The sequence below is a fragment of the Pseudoalteromonas sp. PB2-1 genome (assembly GCF_045040605.1).
Classification (GTDB): Bacteria; Pseudomonadota; Gammaproteobacteria; order Enterobacterales; family Alteromonadaceae; genus Pseudoalteromonas; species Pseudoalteromonas arabiensis.
The window spans coordinates 2,336,916-2,356,111 of the sequence record NZ_CP090667.1; the positions used below are offsets into that span (position 1 = coordinate 2,336,916).

Here is a 19,196-nt window from a genome sequence, read left to right on the forward strand (position 1 = left end):
TAAGAGACACTCGCTAATAAGAGGCACTAACTAATTTTTGTCAGCCACTCATTTAACCATGGCTCAGTAACAGGCCAAGGTTCAAAATCTTCACATGCATCAATTTCTAAACGATGACCAACAGGTTTTGCCTGTAAATCACGAAACAGCTCATCAAAACTGCGACCTGCGCCACAAAACGTATCGCCATAGCTACGGTCACCCATAGCAATAATGCCGTATTGCTTGCCTGTTAACAGTGGGAATTGCTCATTCAGTTGGCTGTATAAAGCGACTAAGTTACCAGGAATATCACCCTGACCCGTCGTTGATGTGATCACTAAAATATGTGACGCTGCCAGCATGTCATCAACCGTGCCATTTTCAACTAATTGCGCTTGATGCTCTGACTTTTCAATGATTTCAATAACTTGTTCGCTTAAGCGCTCGGCACCGCCGTAAACACTGCCGACAAAAATACTAATGGTTGCCATAATAATCCTTTTCTTCTGTTGGCCAGCCAAGTTGCTGGCAAATCGTTAACATTGCATCGCCTAATGGCGCTTTAATTGTTATTGGTTGCTTGCTATAAGGGTGCACAAACTTTAATTCAGAGGCAAATAACATTAAACGACGAAGCTGAAAATGTTCTCTAAAAAATTGATTATGCTGATTATCACCATGATTTACATCGCCAATAATTGGCAATGATAAATGTTTTAAATGACGACGAATTTGATGTTTGCGGCCAGTTTTTGGAAAACACTCCACCAGCGAGTAACGAACTGTTGGGTACTTACCAATTGGAATAGGCAAGCTTGCTTGGTGCAGGCAATGAAATTGCGTTTGTGCTTCTTGCGGCGCTTTATCTTGATCTGCAAACTTATCGGCAATTTTATCAAGCTCTTCTTTTAAAGGTTTATCTAAGAAGATTGATTCGTTTAAAAAGCCCCTTACTAACGCTAAATAACGTTTTTCAATTTGCCCATCAATAAATAACTGATTCATGTCACGGGCTGCTTCTGAACTTAACGCAAACAGTAACACACCTGACGTTGGTCTATCTAACCGATGTACAGGAAATACGTGTTGACCAATTTGGTCACGCAGCATTTGCATCGCAAATTGAGTTTCGTGTTTGTCTAAAAACGAACGGTGAACCAATAAACCTGACGGTTTATCAATCGCAATGTAATTTTCATCGCGGTACAGAATCGTTAACTCATCAAATTGTGGCTTATCAATCTCTTGCATCTTAGTCATCACTCAAAAGTTGATCGAGTTTTTGTAAAACGCTAATCACATCATTACCACCGCTGTGTTGTGCCAGCATCATTTCAGCCATAGGCGCAATTGCAAAATTACGAGGTAAAGGCTGAGCATGTGTAATTAAGGCATGCATTTTTTCAAGAAAAACAAATTGCAGCCATTGCTCAAAAGCCATAGTGTCATGACAAAACGGTACTCTAGAATTGAGTGCGCTTGGGTCAATTGGTGTTGTTTGCCAAAGTGAATGGCGTTGTAATGTTGATTCTAATTCGCGCAGCAGCGCCAAAGTCTGTTGATGCATTGTAAAACTCTTAATACCTTTGTGCTTAGTATACCCTGTTCCAAGGCGCCATGGTATGGCGTATAATTCGCCCCTGATATAGATTAATTACGGTAATTGAGATTTTATGACTGAGCAGATCGCCACTTTAGGGCAACTTCTGGATGCAGCAGGTACCACTTGGCGTGCCTTCGATATTGGCAGACACATCACGAAATTAGACAAAAAACAATTTCTCGCCATTGAAGAGACAAAAATCCCTTACCCATACCCGCTTGCTGGTCATGCTTGGCTTGCTATTCAATTTTGGGATGTAAAAGCGTCTAAAGAACCTTATGTATGGTTTTTAAAATTCCCACTCGATGAGCAAAGCCGCCTAGTAAGCGCAAGCCGCGACCATTTCGCAAATATGGTAATTGAAGCACTTGGTACAGAAATTACCGGTGAAAATGCCGAAGGCAAACTTGATAACAATCCGTATGTATTTACGCCAAACGCCAACAAGCTAGCGGCATTTAATGCACAGGTTAAGTGTTTACTTAAACAAAGTGCTTCACAGTACTACAAATATGCTCAGCTTTATTTTTCAGGCAAACTGGGGTTTGATAATTGGCAAAGTGTTGCAGTACAGGGCATTGCTGATTTTGCGATGCGTTTAGATAACGACAACAACTTAGCGAACCTACAAGCCGCTTGGGGGCAATTACCTGTCGAAGTATTACAGCCGCTCAGTGCTATGCTTGAACATGTTGCAATCGAACCCGTATTTGCAGAGCAATTGTTAGCCTATGGGTTAAACGCCATAGAGCATAAAGACGACATCGCCCTTGTGGCAGCTCTTAGAAGTTTATCAAAAACACCAGCGCAAGGTTTAACAGCGCAACTTGTTGATGCTGTATTGCGCTCTGATATGAACACCCAGTCAGATGTACTATTAACAATTGCAGGGCGTTGCTTTAGCACATTAGAAGACCCTGAACGCTTACATGTATTTATGGATTGCTGTGCACACCACACTGAAATTGAACAACTGTTTGTGAGTATTTTCACCGATTTAGTTGCAATTCCGAGTATTCGCCCTCACTTACTAGGTTTATTAAGACAGGAAAATCGCAGCGAAACACTCGCTCGAGCAATTGGAAGGTTATTTTCGTAAATGGCAGGCTTGTGGACACTCATCATCATTGGCAGCATAATCTACTTTTTTTGGTTAAACAGAAAAGTAGCCGAAGCAGCTAACCTTCATGCACAAAGACAAATTGAGCAGTTAAATGTGCAATTGATGAGTGTTGCTTGCAATAAACGCCGATTTGGCATTTTAAAAAGTGGTAAACCGGGTATTAAAAGTGAGTTTATTTTTGAGTTTTCAAGTGATGGGCAAAGCGTGTATCAAGGCGTTTTGATCATGGAAAATGAATTGCTTAAGAGTGTAGTGATACCACCGCACAAAATTTAAGCTGCGTCTAAACGCAGTAATTTTGATTGCGAAAAATGCAAAGCCCAGAAAGAACTAAGGCGTAGCTACTAGCCACGCCCCAATCTTGCTACTTCCATGATAAAGTGTCCCTACTCTTGCCGAAGCTGCCGTTTTTTTCTATCCCCTGAACGGGTATACATCCAGATACACCCACCATGCAACATCATGTCGCATTTAACACATCCCAGTGCCGTCCTCTTGCCATCAATGGCTATCCACTTCGTTTTCCAAACGCTCCTTTAGCTTCCTGCTAAATAATCCTTTGTTCAATCCTTTTCAACCGCTCCGCGATTGTACTGCATCCTAGCAGTTTCCTTATTCGTCCTTGCTTCCCTTTTAAATTGTCCTTTTGCTTCCTGCTAAGCCTCTTTGCTAAATTGCCAGCATTGCCAGCGTCCTAATCCTTGGCATCAGTTCACTCATTGAACCTGTGTCGTCTTGACATGATTAAGTTTAGAGGAATAAGGAAATCAGGATAGGTACAAAAAGCAATTTTTTTGCGTTCATATTAAAGTAAGAAAAGAGAATTCTTTTAAAAACATTAAGATAAGTAAAATTGGGTACAAAATTTGAGTGTTTATTCTGATAATACTTACAGCAATGTGAGATAAATCTCACATTGCAATTTCCAAAACGTCCGTTGGTTATTTTGCGCTCTTAAACATAAGGTCACCATTAACCTGATTAAAGCTTAGTGACTTAAATACTTCAAAGCTCTCTGAGGTAAAAAACTCGCGCTGTTCTGGGCGTGTCACAAATACAGCAAGACCCGATGTATTAGGACTGCTTTGTAATAAATCATCAAGCCCTCTTAGTAAATATCGCCCAAGGCCCTGCCCCTGAAAGTGCGGGTCCACGGCAATAAAGGCTAAAAATAAATAAGGTGCTTTTTGCGATAATGCTTCTCGTATTGTGCGCTCTTTTTCAATCAATTGATTGGTTTGCAAATACCCTGCACTAAGCATTAATTTCAAGCGCCAGTGCCAGTAACGTTCGGCTTGAAGTTCACTGTTTGAGTCAAAAACACACGCAACGGCTTTCAATCTTTTTTGAGAGTACAATCCAATTAACGGCTGCTTTTCTTGCCAAAAGCTGGCTAGTTCTTCACGCACAAGGGCTCTGAGCTTACTTTCGTATTTAGTGGGGTTATCTGGTTGGTATCCAAGTACATTCTTTAACACAGGGTCATCATAATAAGCTTGGTAAATAAGACTTGCAGCTATACTGATATCTTCAGCACTGAGGTATTGCACACTGAATGTGTCGTGTTCGGCTATCGTTGTCATACTCATCCTTTATTTGGCTTTATTATTTTTACCACTAGACTATATATATACCTAAGCAAAGCTAAAAACAAATTCAGCGTAAGTTAAACTGACATTCTCCATTATTAATTTTAAGCAGTAATAAATTATCACCATACACAAGGAGCAGAACTATGGATACGACAAAACATGATATTTCAACCCTCTTTGCACAACTTGGTTTACCATGTAAAGAGAGCGAAATAGACGCTTTTATAGCCTCACATCAATTGTCAGATACAACTTTGTTACAGGAAGCTCCGTTTTGGGATGAAGCACAGCAACATTTTCTAGCCGAGTCATTAGCTGAAGATGGTGCATGGAGCGAGGTGATTGACGAATTAGACGCAAGGTTACGCCAGTAGCTTTCGCTCCTTATTTACACACTAATATACCTAGTTTTAGCGTGTAAATAAGGAAATTAATTTCACTCCACCTCTATTATTGCTACCATACACGCGCACTGTGGCCCATATGCTACGGTGCTTTTTAGTCTTTTATTAAAGAGTTTATACAAAAATGAATGCCGTTGTATTTGATGCAATTAAAACCCTTCTTGATGAAGGTAAAACCCCAACAGTTGCCCTAACAAAAAGTAAGCTAGCAGAACCTATGCCGATGCCAGTGATCATTGCAGCTGTAAGCCAATATAAAAACAATCCGGATTCAATAAAAAATTTCATTAATAACCCATCAAATGAGAAACTAAGTACACCAAAAGAAAGTCAATTGGATCGTATTGAAGCAAAATTAGATAGGTTATTAGCACTGCTTGAGAAAAAATAATGTTTGTTGTCGATCTGACTTTTGATTGCTACCAAGATACCACCTTAGAGCTTGCCGAGCAGGCAATAAACCGCTTAGTCAATGCGCTTCGTTTTAACGGCCAGATTATTGGTGATGAATTTCCTACTGTTCTAAAAGATGGATTTTTTATCACCCGCGTGATGTGCCCAACCGAAGATGCAATGCATCCTCTTAATAACAGCCCATTTGTAAAACACAGTATTGAGCAATTGCACACTGCGGGCTTACTTGCTCCAAAAGTTAAAGTGATTGGCCAAGACATTCACTCAAATGGCGCAGATATGTGTGATGATCCGTCGTGCTATATTTTATACACCACCTACGTGCATACCTGTAGTCCTGTTTATTGTGGTGATGACTTTTTACCTGTGCCGTTATTTCGTATTCCTGCGATTGCCAATGGTGATTACAAAACACTGATAAAATGGCAAGAAGACTGGCAAGCATGCGATCAAATTCAGATCAATGGTGCAACCCGTTGTGAGTTTCCTGCTCTTGAGGAACTAACCAGTATCAACAGTGATTTATACCGCCGTGGGCGAGATATCACTAAGCGTATTAGCTATCTAACAAAGAAGCCAGTTTATTACTATTTGTATCGCGTTGGCGGCGTCGATAAAGAATCAGAGCTTGAACGTCGTTGCCCTAGCTGTAATGGAGATTGGAGGCTGCCCGAACCATGGTTTGGCTTATTTGATTTTCGTTGCGAGCCTTGTGGCATTGTTTCGAATATCTCGTGGGACTTTCAATAACTTAATAAAGGCAATAACCAGATACATGAAAGGGGCAATCGCCCCTTTTTACTTATTAAGTTTACACCGTTACTTTATCTAAAAACTCACTGATGCTGTTTGCTAGTACATGATGTGGCTTTTTACCCACATACTCTAAGCAAACCTCCCCGCTTTCAACCAGTACAGTAATAAGTAAGTCATCTTGCTCTGTAAGACCCATAAACACCGTTTCTGGCTGCTTTAACTTACGTTTCATGAGTACATGGCCAGTAATATTCTGCTGCAAACGGCTAAAATCGTCTTCATTCCATGCTTGCAGCAACTCAATATGATGATCGTCGATGCGAACTAGCAAGTTTCCTGCATACAGGTGGCCAAATAACACACTCAGCTCTTCAGGAAAATTAAGCGCTAAAGCATTTGCTAAATCATTTAAAGATCCCTTGGGCTGTTGCGGTGCTGCTCGCCATTGAATAAGGCCTTGCTCATCAACATCACCTTGCTCACACGGGCTAGGCCATGCTTCATCATGCTCAATAACAGGTAACCTTCCCGTGCGCTCTAGGCATTTTTCACTAAATGCTTGGTGTAGTTTTTCTAGTTTTAAAGAAACGGACATACTGCGAAACTCATTAGCTTTGGGTATAATGTCGCCATTGTAACCACAAAAGTGTAAAGATGACAGATTACAGCAACTCTCCCGAATTAAAAGACAGTGTGCTTGGTAAATCAACTGAGTATATAGACACCTACACACCTAACTTATTGTTTCCTATTGCCCGTAAACTTAATCGTGACGCGTTAGGTGTTAGCGAAAATAACTTACCATTCAAAGGGCAAGATATTTGGACTGGCTATGAGTTATCGTGGCTCAATAATAAGGGTAAACCAATGGTTGCTGTAGCGACATTTGTGTTTCCTTGTCAAAGCAGTCACATCATTGAGTCAAAATCATTCAAGCTGTATCTGAATAGTTTTAACCAGACACGCTTTGCAGCTATTGAAGACGTACAGCAAGCTCTTACTAGCGATTTATCTGCCGCCGTGAATGCGCCTGTCGTCGTCACTTTATATAAAGCTGACGATTATAACTGCTTGCCATTTACGGCGTTACCAGGCGAGTGTATTGATGATCTTGATATCGAAATCAACAATTACGATATTGACGCAAGCTCGCTTCGTCACAATGGTAATGACGTTATCTCAGAAACACTACACAGCCACTTGCTAAAATCGAACTGTTTAATTACCTCACAGCCAGATTGGGCAAGCGTGATTATTCGCTACAAAGGTCAAACAATCTGCCATGAAGCCTTATTAAAATATTTGATTTCGTTTCGTACTCATAACGAGTTCCATGAGCAGTGTGTAGAGCGTATTTACTGTGATTTAATGCAGCAATTAAACCTTGAAGAGCTTGAAGTGTATGCCCGCTATACACGCCGAGGTGGTTTAGACATCAACCCTTATCGCTCAACGAATCAAGATGAAACACCCTTTCAAGTGAAAATTAATCGCCAATAACTTTGATGACAATAAAAAACCGAGTTGAACTCGGTTTTTTATTGTCTGAAGATTAATTATTCGTCTTTAAAAATACCCACATACGTTGGTGATGTATTTGATTTACTCGCACGATACATACCCGCAGTATTAAACGGTAAGCTGATATTGCCTTTAGCATCAATGATGATCACGCCACCAGTACCGCCAACAGGCATTAAAACATCGTGGATTACCTCGTTACCCGCTTCAACTATCGTTTTACCTTGGTATTTTACACGCGCGCAAATGTCAGCAGCCACATTGTAACGAATAAAGAACTCACCATGCCCTGTCGCCGATACTGCACATGACTCGTTTTCAGCAAAGGTACCTGCACCAATTACTGGTGCATCACCAACGCGGCCAAAGCGTTTCGCCGTCATGCCACCGGTTGAAGTGCCTGCGGCGATATTGCTGTTTTTATCAAGCGCAACGGCACCGACGGTGCCCATTTTATAATTAACTGGCAAGGCTTGATGTGCTGCTTGATAATCTTTACTGGTTACTTGTTGCTTATCTAGTTTTTCTTTAGCTTTTAAAAGTGCTTCATAGCGACTTTCTGTATCAAACAGATTATTTTCAACCAAAGGAACACCTTGCGTTTTTGCAAAGTCTTCAGCCCCTTGACCGCTCAGCATCACGTGCACTGACTTTTCCATCACTAAACGAGCAAGGTTGATTGGGTTTTCAATGTGTTTAATGCCTGCAACTGCGCCAGCTTGTCGATTACGGCCATCCATTATCGAAGCATCTAATTCATGCGCGCCATCATAGGTATACACAGCACCACGACCAGCATTAAAAAATGGCGAGTTTTCAAGTACATTGATAGCTGCTGTAATTGCATCTAAGCTCTCACCGCCCTTCTCTAGCACTGTGTAGCCAGTTTCTACTGCCTCTTTTAATTTTGCCCGATAGGCTTTTTCTTGTTCTGCTGTAAAGCGGCTTTTTTCTATGGTGCCAGCACCACCATGAATGGCAATAGCAAACGGCTGCTCTGCGCTGTAAGTTGGAACACTGAGTGACAATGCGCTAAGCGCAATGGCTGAGGTGAGTAATGTTTTTAACATAATGGGCACTTATATTTATTTTGGTGATAAGCCCAATGTGAATAATTCATCGGCAATTTTCAAGTATTACCCGATGAAAGAAATAAAAAAAGCGCCAAATGGCGCTTTTCTTTAGCTGTTTAAAATTATGCTTTAGCAGCTTTTAAACGTGCCAGACGTGCTACTTGATGAGTAGACGTTAAGAATGAGTAGATAGGCGCTAAATAGCCACGCTTACGAAGCTCAAGGAACTCTTCATCGCTTAATGCGTTTAGCTTTTTCTCATCTACAAGGTAAATACCACTGATGTCCTTTTTCTCACCTTTGATATCTACAGTTAATGTTTGCGCAACTAAAAGCTCTTTATCAGCTAAGAACTTAGTGAATGCGTCTGTTACTTGAGAAAACTCGATGAAAGAAACAAGTGCTTCTTTACGACGTTTAAGGTATTCAGTCTCTTCACCATTTTCGAAAAGTGCATTACCCGTTTCTTCACTTACAAGTGGGCTTGCTTCGTCAATAACGATACCAAATTGGTCACCCTCAGGGTGTTTTACTAGACCAAGAGGATAACGTGTCATCGCCATAGGTGCGAAAGCGGCTGTCCACTTGTCATCTTCGATAAATAAGTTTTCGCCTGGCTCTAGACCAAAGATCGCAACAGCTTGGAATTGACCTGATTCATTGTTTTTAACAAAAGCCATTGGAAATTCATTTGCGATACGTGCAAATTCGTGGGCAACCACAGGAACTAAATGCTGAGATTTCATGAACTCGACATGGATGCCGTTTTGAATTTTAGTGTTGGCATGTTTTTCGTTATGTAAAGGCTGTACTTGTTGCTCCGCCATGATACTGCTCCATTATAATTTTATATATGTTTTGCTGTTAGTGCCCAAAGCCTATCGGTTTTAGACACAAAAAGGAAGTGAAAATTTTGTGGCAGATTGTACATTATTTTTTAACACAAATAATTACTCAACAACGGTTAAAAAACAGCCTAGAAAAGCGGTAAATTAAGGCAAAATCCCCTCGCCTCTAACTAATTATTTTTGTTAGTATATTCATTAATGATGAGGAATTTACTGAGCATTTAAATGGAAAGTTATCAATTAAATAAAAACTATAAAGTGCAGGTAATCAATATTGAAAGTATTGATGAAAACATCATTATTATTGATGATTTTTTAAGCCATCTTCAAGGTGTTTATCATTTCGCATCAAACGTCGCATACTTTCAACCTATCGGCACAGATGGCACCTTGTACCCTGGTAAACGCGACGAAATGCCAGCCCCTTATTACCGAGTGTTTGAACAACTACTGCAAAGCTTAATAACGGAAGGTGTTATAGATTCTGGAAATAACCATCTCTATTTGCATAAATGTAAGCTCTCGGTTGTAACGCAATCTGCTAATGAATTACATGTCATGCAGCGCATGCCACATATTGATTCAACAGATGATAAAACCTATGCTGCTGTACATTATTTATCAAGTAAAGAATGGGGTGGTACAGGTATTTATAAATACAAACCAACAAATACAATTAAAATTACCGCTGAAAATCAAAATATCGTCCACGATATAATCAAAAACGTACAACAACATGAAAGTACACATCAAGGCTATTTAGATGAAAGTACTGAGCTATTTGAAAAAATTATTGATATAGAGGCAAAACCAAACCGTGTGGTACTTTATAAAAGCAACCTGCTTCATAGTGCGGCCTTAAAAAACAACCTACCATATAGCCAAGATATTAAAAATAGTCGACTCTCTATTTCATCGTTTTTTAGAATTGAATAAGTGGCTTGTTAATTAAAAGCCACTTATTTGCTGTTTACTGTTTTTGCATTCCAAACTTTTTAATTTTCTCGAGCAGCGCTCTGTGTGTTGGAAGCTCACCTAACAACTGATTAACTCGCTGTTGCTTTAACGACGTTAATTGCTCAAAACCGCGCACAGTATTTAGTGTGTCTGATGCAGGAAGGTAACGCATGCCAAACAATACATACAAGTAATTCTCAAGGTCGAACAAATCAAATTTACTTGCAAAGTCTTCTCTATTTGGCGCAAATCTTTGCCAACGCGCTAAGTTATTTTTCAATTGCTGTGATAATTGCTCATCTTTACGGTTATCAATCCAGAACTCAGAATCAGTTCTGTCTGAAATACAGTAATGCATTTTTATAAAATCAAACGTCTGCTCCCACACGTAATTAACATGGCGATTGTAGTCATCAATCACTAATGCAATATCCGCTTTACAGCGAGGAAAACGCTTTGCTAGTAGGTTTGCAGAAAAGTCAGCGATTAAAATTGCAGTGGCTTCGAGTGGTTCTACAAATCCTTGCGATAGACCAATGGCGACACAGTTTTTATGCCACATTTTTTCCCTTCGCCCTACTTTCATGGGGATTTTTCTGGGAGTTAGATGGTTAAACTTTTCACCTAAATATGTGTGTAATTTGTCTAACGCTTGTTGTTCAGTCATATATTTAGATGAATACACAAAACCAACACCTCTTCGCTGTGTGAGGGCAATATCCCAAATCCAGCCTGCTTGGTGCGCGGTTGCAATTGTATAGGGAGGAATTTCATCATCTGGCGAGGTAGGAACTTGTAGAGTGATCGCAGTGTCTGTTAGTAGGCAATCTGACTTATCTAAGAACTCAACTCCCAGCTTGTTGCCAAGAATTGCTGCAGAAAAACCGGTGCAATCAATAACAAAGTCAAATGCCATTGCCACATCATCTTCATCAACTAAGTGTGTTATGTAGCCTGCATCATCTACTACAACATCTTTTATATCTGCAAAATGATGTTTTACAGAAAAAGATTGCTCTGCATGACGACTTAAAAATGCAGCAAATTTTTTGGCGTCAAAATGATAAGCATAGCCATTAACACCCATAAATTCTGGGGTAGTAATCGTCTTGGGTGCTAAGTTTTTTTCACAACATAAGTGCTGCTTTGAAACAAACGAAGCATAGTCAGACGACTCATTTGCAGCAAGCCAAGCATCTGTTAGTTGCTCACCGAAAATATGAGGATGATCAAACAAATGATGATAAAAATTACTGCCATGTTTTGTTTTATCCAACCAATTAACAAACTTAATTGATTGCTTAAATGTCACATCACATTCATTAATAAAATCGCTTTCGCTAATACCAAACTTTTGTAATGAGTTACGCATTGAAGGCACTGTACCTTCGCCAACACCGATTGTAGGAATCGTCGGTGATTCTATTAAAGTAATCTCAATGTTACTTCCTTGCAGAGACTGCCCTAAATGGTTAGCAGCTAACCAGCCTGCGGTTCCGCCACCAACAATTGCGATTTTCTTTATCATTATTAACTCGCTTTCATTTACTCACAAAAAAGCCCAGTACAAACTGGGCTTTAATAGATTCGTTATCTAATTAAAATTAGAAACGAAGCGTAACACCTAGCTTGTAGCGTGCTTCACCTTCAAAGCTCCATGCTGGGTAGCCATTACGAAGTTCTGGAACCACTTCAGCATCGCTTGGTGCAACACCAATTTGAATGCTGTCTTCTTCAGTTAAGTTAACAGCTTCAAATGTTACATCAATATTCTCAGTTACACTGTAGTTCGCGCTGAAATCTAATGTACCGTATGATTGGTGCTCACGGTTACCATAGAAACCAGGAAGCTCACGAATCATATACTCTGAACGCCAGTTATAAGCTAAACGCGCTGAGTAAGTATCTGTTTCATAGTAACCAACTAAGTTTACTGTATGCTCAGATGAATCAGAGAATAGAGGAATTTGATCTGGGTAATTTTCAGCCTCAGACGGTGCATCTACAAACGTATAGTTAACTGAGTAACCAAAACCGCTGTCAAAACCATCTTGAATTTGTAGCTCGATACCTTCAATTTGACCGCCTGTTGCATTCAACTTAGTTGAAAGAGTCCAGTTATCACCTTGCGTATCAGGGTCAAATACACCAATCTGTTGGTTTAAGATTTGACTAGATGTAACAAATGAAGTGATGTCTTTAAAGAAGTACGTCGCACTTACCATGCCATCACCATCAAAGTACCACTCGATGCCTAAATCGGCCTGAGTTGCTTTGAATGGGTTAAGACCCACATTACCTTTTGTTAATACTTCGTTACCTGCTGTGCCATCTGAATAACCTGCAAATGAAGACGCAGAGAACATATCGGTATAGTTAGGACGTGCAATAACCTGTGCTGCAGAAGTACGTAGAATCACATCTTCAGCGATATCAAAAGCAATGTTAATGCTTGGTAGAATATCGTTATAGCTCGCTTTATCTGTGCTTAATGTGCTTTCATAAGTACCGTTGGCAAAGCCATAGTAGTCAGATTCAGCATCTGTAGAAATATAGCGTAAGCCAAAGTTACCACGAATAGATTCTGCAGAGAATTCTGCCATTGCATACACAGCAAAGTTTTCTTCTTCAATTGTACCATAGCCTGAACGATACACATCTGAGTCGTTATCAAAGCTTACAATTGCGGCACGAGCATCTGTAATCATTCTATCAAAGTCTGGCTCAGGTAGAGTAAAACCTGCACCTGAAGACATAGTACCTGAGAAGTATGTTTCACCATCACCTGTAGGTAATACATCTGTTAGTGTCGTTGAGTAAGTTTCTTGTTTAACTTCGTGATCAGCCCAGCGGAAACCTGTTTTGATAGCTGTAATCGCACCAAAATCTACTGGGAAGGTAAGATCTAACTGTGCGTATGTTTCTTCATCTGTATTAGGCTGTTTCTTAAGTGACCAACCAGCTGGAGAAAGTGGACCTGTAAAATCTGATGGTTCAAAGTATTTGTTATTGATATCAATTTTAATTACTTCGCCAGTTGCATCATACGTACCCGCATAATCAGAGGGTAAACCAATGAAGTTACCGTAGTTCGCTGTTAAGTCTGTACCACCTTCTGATTCAGTAGTACCGAAACGACCTTTTAATGTGAAGTTTTCACCTTCATATTTAAGGCTAAAATCAGCTGTATCTGATGTCATGCTCGCAATACGCGCCCATGTTTGTACCCAACCTGGATTTGCACCTTCGCCAGTACGACGGTAGAAAGTACACGTTCCTGATGCATTCGTTTGCTCACACGCTGCATCTTTATCATCAGGGAACATCACGAAGTTTGAGGTATTTGCGTTGTTTGCATCTAACTCTAGGCTCATGATATTCAAGCCTAATTCTAGATTTTCAGTTGGGCGATACTGGAATGTAGCATTTAATGCTGTACGCTCACGCTCTTGTTGGAAAGTGGTTGGAACAATGTCACCCCAGCCAATTAGTGACTCAATACCATTACGTTGATAGTTCGCTTCTGCCCATGAAACTGAACCTAGAACACCGAATGTTTCTTCATCATTTTTCCAGCTAAATAAACCTGAAATTTGCGGGTCAGTTTCTTCAGAAATAGTACCGTAATCTGCTTTAGCACTTAAGAAAGTCGTACCAGCATCAAGGTCTAGTGGTTTGCGTGTATTAACAATAACAGTACCACCTACACCACCTTCAACGATGTCAGCTTGTGACGATTTATAAACCTGGATTTCACCTACAAGCTCAGGTGGTAATAGAGTGTAGTTAAAGCTACGGTCGATAGACTGTTGGTCGTACCAACCAGTTGATGCCACTGTTTGACCGTTTAAAAGAGTACGTGTAAGTTGGCTAGATGCACCACGGATCGATACTTGCTGGCCTTGACCAAACTGACGGTTAACTGCAACGCCCGAAATACGGCCAAGCGCTTCACCTACGTCACCATCAGGAAACTTACCTACATCTTCTGCAGAAACAGCATCGACAACGCTGTCAGCAAAGCGTTTAGTATTCATTGACGCTTCAAGTGAACGGCGAATACCGCGAACTTCAATAACTTCAACGTCCTCTTGAACTTTTGTTTCATCTGCTGCATAGGCAGCACCAGTGAATCCGGCACTCATTACAAGACCGATATTAACTGCTAATAAGCTTTTCTTAAAATTTTTAGCTAACACAGGATTCCCCTTGAATCATTTTGTTGGTTTTATATCACTTCTGCCCAGTGATGATGACAACGCTGTCATCTAGTAACAAACCATACACTCTAAATTACATTTGTGCTACATCTTTTTGGCTGTTTTGTGCAAAAAATTTACAACAAAATAATTAAGATATTGAAATTAATGAAATTTAATATTGAGCATTTAAGAATTGTTACATTTAAACGGCGCAAATATAACATGAGATTTAAAGTATATGAAAAGCATAGTTGAGAGTTTTTAGGTACAAAGCACCTATTTTAAGCAATTTTTGTAAGCTTTACTTTCCAGAGGTTAATTATTAGCCATAACCAAAAGTTATAAAAAAAGGCTTAACTAACAATCAATTAGTTTTGAATTAAGGTGTATTTTTATAACCACGCCAACATTGATAAATTTTATTTAACTTTTTCTGGGCAGAAAGCGTCAAGGGGATTGAGAATAAAAATCAATACCAATGACAGCGCTGTCATTTTTTAAATTATAACGAGCATATTATTTAATGTCTAATGCTTTTTGTTCCTTATTTAAATAAAAAAGCGAGCCTCAAGCTCGCTTTCGTTTAATGTTTTTAAAACAAGTAATTATGGAGCCCAATACACTTCAATATTAATTGTTGGGTGATTCAAAACAGCGCGTAAAGGCATGTCTGCAACAGCCCCGCCCTGCTTTGCTTGTTTATACACTTCAAGCTTTTCTTCGCCACTGATTAATAACTTGACCACTTTAGAATCAGCAATGGCAGCAAGTGTTAATGTCATACGCTCAGTTATCTTACCTGTAACATCACTTTCAATAGCATTAATAGCGCAAACTAAATCATTTGTAGCTAAACCGTGCTCTAAACCTTCAGCATGTGGAAAAAGAGAAGCAGTATGGCCATCTGGCCCCATACCTAAAATTGTTACATCAAAAGGACGCTTTAAAGATTGGTATGCTGCTTCACATTCAGCAACGCCCTTTTTTGCAGTCGCTGCGCTATTTTTCATCGTAATGAAGTTAGCTGCCGCGCCTTGGTTTTGTAATAACGTGCTTTTAATAAATGCTTCATTACTTTTTTCATGTGATGCATCAACCCAACGCTCATCAACCATAGCAACATCAATATTTGCCCAATCAAGCTCAAGGTTAGATAAGTGTTCATACGCAGGTGCCGGTGACGAACCACCCGATACCATTAATACTGCACGGCCATCTTGTTTAATGCCTGATACTAAACTTTGCTCTAAACTTGAAGAAAGCTCAGCTGTTAACTCATCTTTAGTCGCAAAGAATTTTTCAACAATTGTTGCCATCGTATTTACGCCTTATCGCCAGTGTTAAACCATACATGGTTATTTTCATCTAGTAATTCATCAGCATCTTCGGGACCCCAGCTACCTGCACGGTATAACGAGGGAGCGCCTTTTTCTTGCCAACGTTCGATAATTGGATCAATCCACTTCCAAGCTTGGCGAACTTCATCGCGGTGGATAAATAGTGAAGGGTTATTAGCAGCCGCATCAAGCATTAAACGTTTGTATGCATCAGAATGGAAACCATTACTGTATGCTTGAGACAACTCAATATTCATTGTCACAGGCTCTAACTGCATTTCTAAATTATCAAGACGCTTTGACATAAGCGTTAATTGAATTGTTTCTTCTGGTTGCAGGCGGATCACTAAGCGGTTTGGCTCAATATTGCCAACGTTATCGCTGTATACATTGTGAGAAACTTTTTTATACTCAACAACAATTTCAGCACAACGCTTTTTCATACGTTTACCAGTACGAAGATAGAAAGGAACACCTGCCCAACGCCAGTTATCAATGTGTGCACGAATAGCAACAAATGTTTCTGTTTTACTTGCGCCCTCGTTTAATTCTTCTAAGTAGCCTGGCACGATTTTGCCATCTAAATTACCAGGTACATATTGGCCTCGAACAATATTTGCATCAACGTCTTCCGCAACAAGCGGACGCAGTGATTCAAGCACTTTTAGTTTTTCTGTGCGAATACTATTGGCTGTTAATTTGTTTGGCGACTCCATTGCAACAAGACAAAGCAGCTGTAATAAGTGGTTTTGCACCATATCACGAAGTGCACCCGCTTTATCGTAGAAGCCAGCACGGCTTTCAAGACCCACTGTCTCTGATAGACTGATTTGGATATTATCAATCGACTTAGCATCCCAAAGATTTTCAAACAATGAGTTTGAAAAACGCAGTGCCATTAAGTTTTGTACCGTCTCTTTACCAAGGTAATGGTCGATTCGGAAAATCTGTTCCTCAGTAAAATACTCGGCAATTTTTGCATTAATTTCTTCTGCGGATTTTCCACAGTAACCAATCGGCTTTTCAACAACCACACGCGATGTGTCTGTGATCAGGCCTTTCGATGATAAAATCTCACAGCAGCTACCGTACACAGCTGGCGGTAGTGACAGATAAAATACACGAGATTTATCAGCTTCGTGCTCATCTAAGATATCTTTTAACTTATCCCAATCAGCATCCGCTTCTGTAACATTAGTCACAACTGGCACTAAATAGGCTGAAAATGCTTTCCAGTCTTTGGCGTTATATTCACCCTTGGCAAGAAACTCTTGTAACGCTTTATGCGCTGTTTCGATGTATTCTTGTTGTTTACTTTGGTCACGTACCGTAGGGAGAATGCGAGAACCTTGAGGCAGGTTGCCTTCTTGATAAGCGCGATACATTGCAGGTAGTAATTTGCGTAACGCAAGATCGCCACCGCCCCCAAAAATTACGATATCAAATGGATTTAGCATATATCACTCTCTACATTGGCAATGCCATGTTTTCACTTTGTGCAGTGTGGCAATGCGAATTGTTATTTGGATGATTGGCGATGTTTAAAACATTTAACAAAGCCTATTGAATTTATGTAAGTAGCTTACTCATTGTTCTTATTTTGGCTGAAGTAAATGAGTCTTAGGGGCTCTGTAAATCCTCTCACAAAAATACAGGCCCTAAGAACTCCAGCGCTACCCGTTCAAAGGTATTTGGTTTACAGCTAATGCTGCGAATCTTTTACTGCTTACGATGTGCTTTATAGTAAGCGATCAGTCCATTGGTTGAGCTATCGTGTGGGTGACTCACTGCGTCATCAAATAGTTCAGCTTCAATTTTAGAGGCAAGTCCTTTACCTAGTTCAACACCCCATTGGTCGAATGAACAAATCTCTAAGATAATGCCTTGGCAGAAGATCTTGTGCTCATAAAGCGCAATTAAGCGACCCACTGTTTTTGCATCCACTTTGTCTAGTAACATTGACGTTGTTGGGCGGTTGCCTTGGTGAATCTTATGATTCAGTAATTCTGCAATTTCGGCTTCCGATTTACCTTTCGCGGTTAAATCAGCCGTTACTTGCTCTGCATCAACGCCTGCCATCATGGCTTCTGTTTGAGCAAAGAAGTTTGATAATAAAATATCGTGGTGCTTGCCAACATTCACCTGCGGCTCAACAGATGCAATAAAATCAGCAGGCACAATTACATTACCTTGGTGCAAACATTGATAAAATGCGTGCTGACCATTTATACCAGTCATACCCCAAATAATAGGCACTGTCGTATAAGGTACTGTTTCGCCAGCAAAGTTTACATGTTTACCGTTGCTTTCCATTTCACCTTGCTGTAAGTAAGCAGGTAACATATGCAATGCTTGGTCGTACGGCAATATTGCTTGCGATGTATGACCTAAAAAGCTTGTATTCCAAACACTTAATAGCGCCATTAATAGCGGTACGTTTTGTTCAAATTTAGCCGTCTTGAAATGTTCATCAACTTCAAACGCACCTTCAAGGATCTCTTCAAACGCTTCGAAGCCTAAATACAATGCGATTGGTAATCCTATCGCACTCCATAGCGAAAAGCGACCACCGACCCAATCCCACATTGTGAATACGTTTTCATCTGCAATTCCAAACGCAGCTGTTTTTTCTAAATTAGTGCTCACAGCTACAAAATGTTTGGCAATGTGCTCTTGTGCTTGCGCCGATTGTAAAAACCATTCAACCGCTGACTTTGCATTGGTCATGGTTTCAGATGTTGTAAATGTTTTTGATGAAATAACAAAAAGCGTTGTTTCAGCATTTAACTCTTTTAATACAGAGGCAATCTGTACGCCATCAACATTTGAAACATAATGCACTTTCAATGTGTCATCGGCATAGGCTGCAAGTGCCTCAGTGGCCATTTGTGGGCCTAAGTTTGAGCCACCAACACCAATGGCCACAACATCTTTTACGGCCTTACCGGTATAACCTAACCACTCGCCACTGCGAACCTTATTAACGAACTGCTTCATTTTAGCAAGTTCGTTGTTCACGTCATTCGTTACATTGTCGCCATCAACCATAACGGGCGAATTAGCGCGGTTACGAAGTGCAGTGTGAAGTACGGCGCGATCTTCGGTGATATTAATTTTTTCACCGATGAACATTTTTTCACGCCATGAGCTGATATCACATTCATTCGCTAGTGCAATTAGCTGCTCAAATACTGTTTTATCTATATGTTGCTTTGAATAATCAAATAAAACGCCTGGGATTTGAGCGGAAAACTGCTCGAAGCGCGAGCTGTCATTGGCGAATAAATCTTTAAGATGAATTTGTTTCATCTTTTTTGCACTGTCCCTCAATGCTTGCCAACTAGCTAACTGCGAACGGTTGCTCATAAATGAAATCCCCTAAAA

The 19,196-nt window shown here is 40.1% G+C and carries 19 protein-coding genes; 7 read left to right on the forward strand and 12 right to left on the reverse strand.

Annotated features, from left to right (window positions below):
- Positions 1-26 precede the first annotated feature (26 nt).
- The 3 genes from L0Z67_RS10940 to L0Z67_RS10950 are packed head-to-tail and all read right to left on the reverse strand — an operon-like array spanning position 27 to position 1,549.
- Positions 27-473, reverse strand: coding sequence for a flavodoxin (locus tag L0Z67_RS10940; RefSeq protein ID WP_237114238.1), 447 nt, complete (start codon positions 471-473; stop codon positions 27-29).
- Positions 460-1,233, reverse strand: coding sequence for a tRNA pseudouridine(65) synthase TruC (truC, locus tag L0Z67_RS10945; RefSeq protein ID WP_062569956.1), 774 nt, complete (start codon positions 1,231-1,233; stop codon positions 460-462). The genes L0Z67_RS10940 and truC overlap by 14 nt, the downstream gene beginning before the upstream one ends.
- Before the next feature lies 1 nt (position 1,234).
- The gene (locus L0Z67_RS10950) at positions 1,235-1,549 is read right to left on the reverse strand and encodes a YqcC family protein (RefSeq protein ID WP_237114239.1); all 315 of its coding nucleotides are present in this window, start codon (positions 1,547-1,549) and stop codon (positions 1,235-1,237) included.
- A gap of 106 nt (positions 1,550-1,655) precedes the next feature.
- Here L0Z67_RS10950 and L0Z67_RS10955 point away from each other — a divergent pair, with 106 nt between their 5' ends.
- Together L0Z67_RS10955 and L0Z67_RS10960 are read left to right on the forward strand one after the other, a co-directional pair.
- Complete coding sequence (locus L0Z67_RS10955) at positions 1,656-2,684, forward strand: DUF3549 family protein (protein WP_405128023.1); 1,029 nt, start codon at positions 1,656-1,658, stop codon at positions 2,682-2,684.
- Complete coding sequence (locus L0Z67_RS10960) at positions 2,685-2,984, forward strand: DUF3301 domain-containing protein (RefSeq protein ID WP_237114240.1); 300 nt, start codon at positions 2,685-2,687, stop codon at positions 2,982-2,984.
- A 665-nt stretch (positions 2,985-3,649) separates the two neighbouring features.
- On the opposite strand, the gene L0Z67_RS10965 is transcribed toward L0Z67_RS10960, so the two are convergent.
- Positions 3,650-4,297, reverse strand: a complete 648-nt coding sequence (locus L0Z67_RS10965) for a GNAT family N-acetyltransferase (protein WP_405128024.1) — start codon at positions 4,295-4,297, stop codon at positions 3,650-3,652.
- Between the two features lie 146 nt (positions 4,298-4,443).
- Here L0Z67_RS10965 and L0Z67_RS10970 point away from each other — a divergent pair, with 146 nt between their 5' ends.
- From L0Z67_RS10970 to L0Z67_RS10980, 3 genes are all read left to right on the forward strand, one after another.
- Positions 4,444-4,674, forward strand: coding sequence for a DUF2789 domain-containing protein (locus L0Z67_RS10970; protein WP_062569951.1), 231 nt, complete (start codon positions 4,444-4,446; stop codon positions 4,672-4,674).
- 154 nt (positions 4,675-4,828) lie between these two features.
- Entirely contained in the window at positions 4,829-5,095 is a 267-nt protein-coding gene (locus L0Z67_RS10975) for a hypothetical protein (protein ID WP_062569950.1), read from the forward strand.
- On the forward strand, positions 5,095-5,868 hold the full coding sequence (locus tag L0Z67_RS10980) for a Zn-ribbon-containing protein (RefSeq protein WP_062569949.1): 774 nt from the start codon (positions 5,095-5,097) through the stop codon (positions 5,866-5,868). The genes L0Z67_RS10975 and L0Z67_RS10980 overlap by 1 nt, the downstream gene beginning before the upstream one ends.
- A 61-nt stretch (positions 5,869-5,929) precedes the next feature.
- Here the strand turns inward: L0Z67_RS10980 and syd are convergent, their stop codons facing one another.
- Positions 5,930-6,469: a SecY-interacting protein gene (syd, locus tag L0Z67_RS10985; protein ID WP_062569948.1), complete on the reverse strand. Its 540-nt coding sequence runs from the start codon at positions 6,467-6,469 to the stop codon at positions 5,930-5,932.
- Positions 6,470-6,528: 59 nt separating this feature from the next.
- Here syd and queF point away from each other — a divergent pair, with 59 nt between their 5' ends.
- Entirely contained in the window at positions 6,529-7,374 is an 846-nt protein-coding gene (gene queF / locus L0Z67_RS10990) for an NADPH-dependent 7-cyano-7-deazaguanine reductase QueF (protein ID WP_405128025.1), read from the forward strand.
- Between the two features lie 56 nt (positions 7,375-7,430).
- Here queF and L0Z67_RS10995 read toward each other — a convergent pair whose 3' ends face one another.
- A complete protein-coding gene (locus L0Z67_RS10995; RefSeq protein WP_405128026.1) occupies positions 7,431-8,465 on the reverse strand; it encodes an isoaspartyl peptidase/L-asparaginase family protein in 1,035 nt (344 codons plus the stop codon).
- A gap of 125 nt (positions 8,466-8,590) precedes the next feature.
- Positions 8,591-9,295 (reverse strand): SapC family protein, encoded by a 705-nt coding sequence (locus L0Z67_RS11000; RefSeq protein ID WP_062569945.1) that lies wholly within the window; start codon positions 9,293-9,295, stop codon positions 8,591-8,593.
- Positions 9,296-9,541: 246 nt separating this feature from the next.
- Between L0Z67_RS11000 and L0Z67_RS11005 the strand changes: the two genes are divergently transcribed.
- Positions 9,542-10,252 (forward strand): DUF6445 family protein, encoded by a 711-nt coding sequence (locus L0Z67_RS11005; RefSeq protein WP_405128027.1) that lies wholly within the window; start codon positions 9,542-9,544, stop codon positions 10,250-10,252.
- Between the two features lie 34 nt (positions 10,253-10,286).
- On the opposite strand, the gene L0Z67_RS11010 is transcribed toward L0Z67_RS11005, so the two are convergent.
- The 5 genes from L0Z67_RS11010 to pgi form a co-directional block, all read right to left on the reverse strand.
- Complete coding sequence (locus tag L0Z67_RS11010) at positions 10,287-11,801, reverse strand: tryptophan halogenase family protein (protein WP_405128028.1); 1,515 nt, start codon at positions 11,799-11,801, stop codon at positions 10,287-10,289.
- 76 nt (positions 11,802-11,877) lie between these two features.
- Complete coding sequence (locus L0Z67_RS11015; protein WP_405128029.1) at positions 11,878-14,472, reverse strand: TonB-dependent receptor; 2,595 nt, start codon at positions 14,470-14,472, stop codon at positions 11,878-11,880.
- Between the two features lie 608 nt (positions 14,473-15,080).
- Positions 15,081-15,791: a 6-phosphogluconolactonase gene (pgl, locus tag L0Z67_RS11020; protein WP_062569942.1), complete on the reverse strand. Its 711-nt coding sequence runs from the start codon at positions 15,789-15,791 to the stop codon at positions 15,081-15,083.
- Positions 15,792-15,796: 5 nt separating this feature from the next.
- Positions 15,797-17,269: a glucose-6-phosphate dehydrogenase gene (gene zwf / locus L0Z67_RS11025; protein ID WP_341802981.1), complete on the reverse strand. Its 1,473-nt coding sequence runs from the start codon at positions 17,267-17,269 to the stop codon at positions 15,797-15,799.
- 262 nt (positions 17,270-17,531) lie between these two features.
- Complete coding sequence (gene pgi, locus L0Z67_RS11030; protein ID WP_405128030.1) at positions 17,532-19,178, reverse strand: glucose-6-phosphate isomerase; 1,647 nt, start codon at positions 19,176-19,178, stop codon at positions 17,532-17,534.
- Positions 19,179-19,196 lie beyond the last annotated feature (18 nt).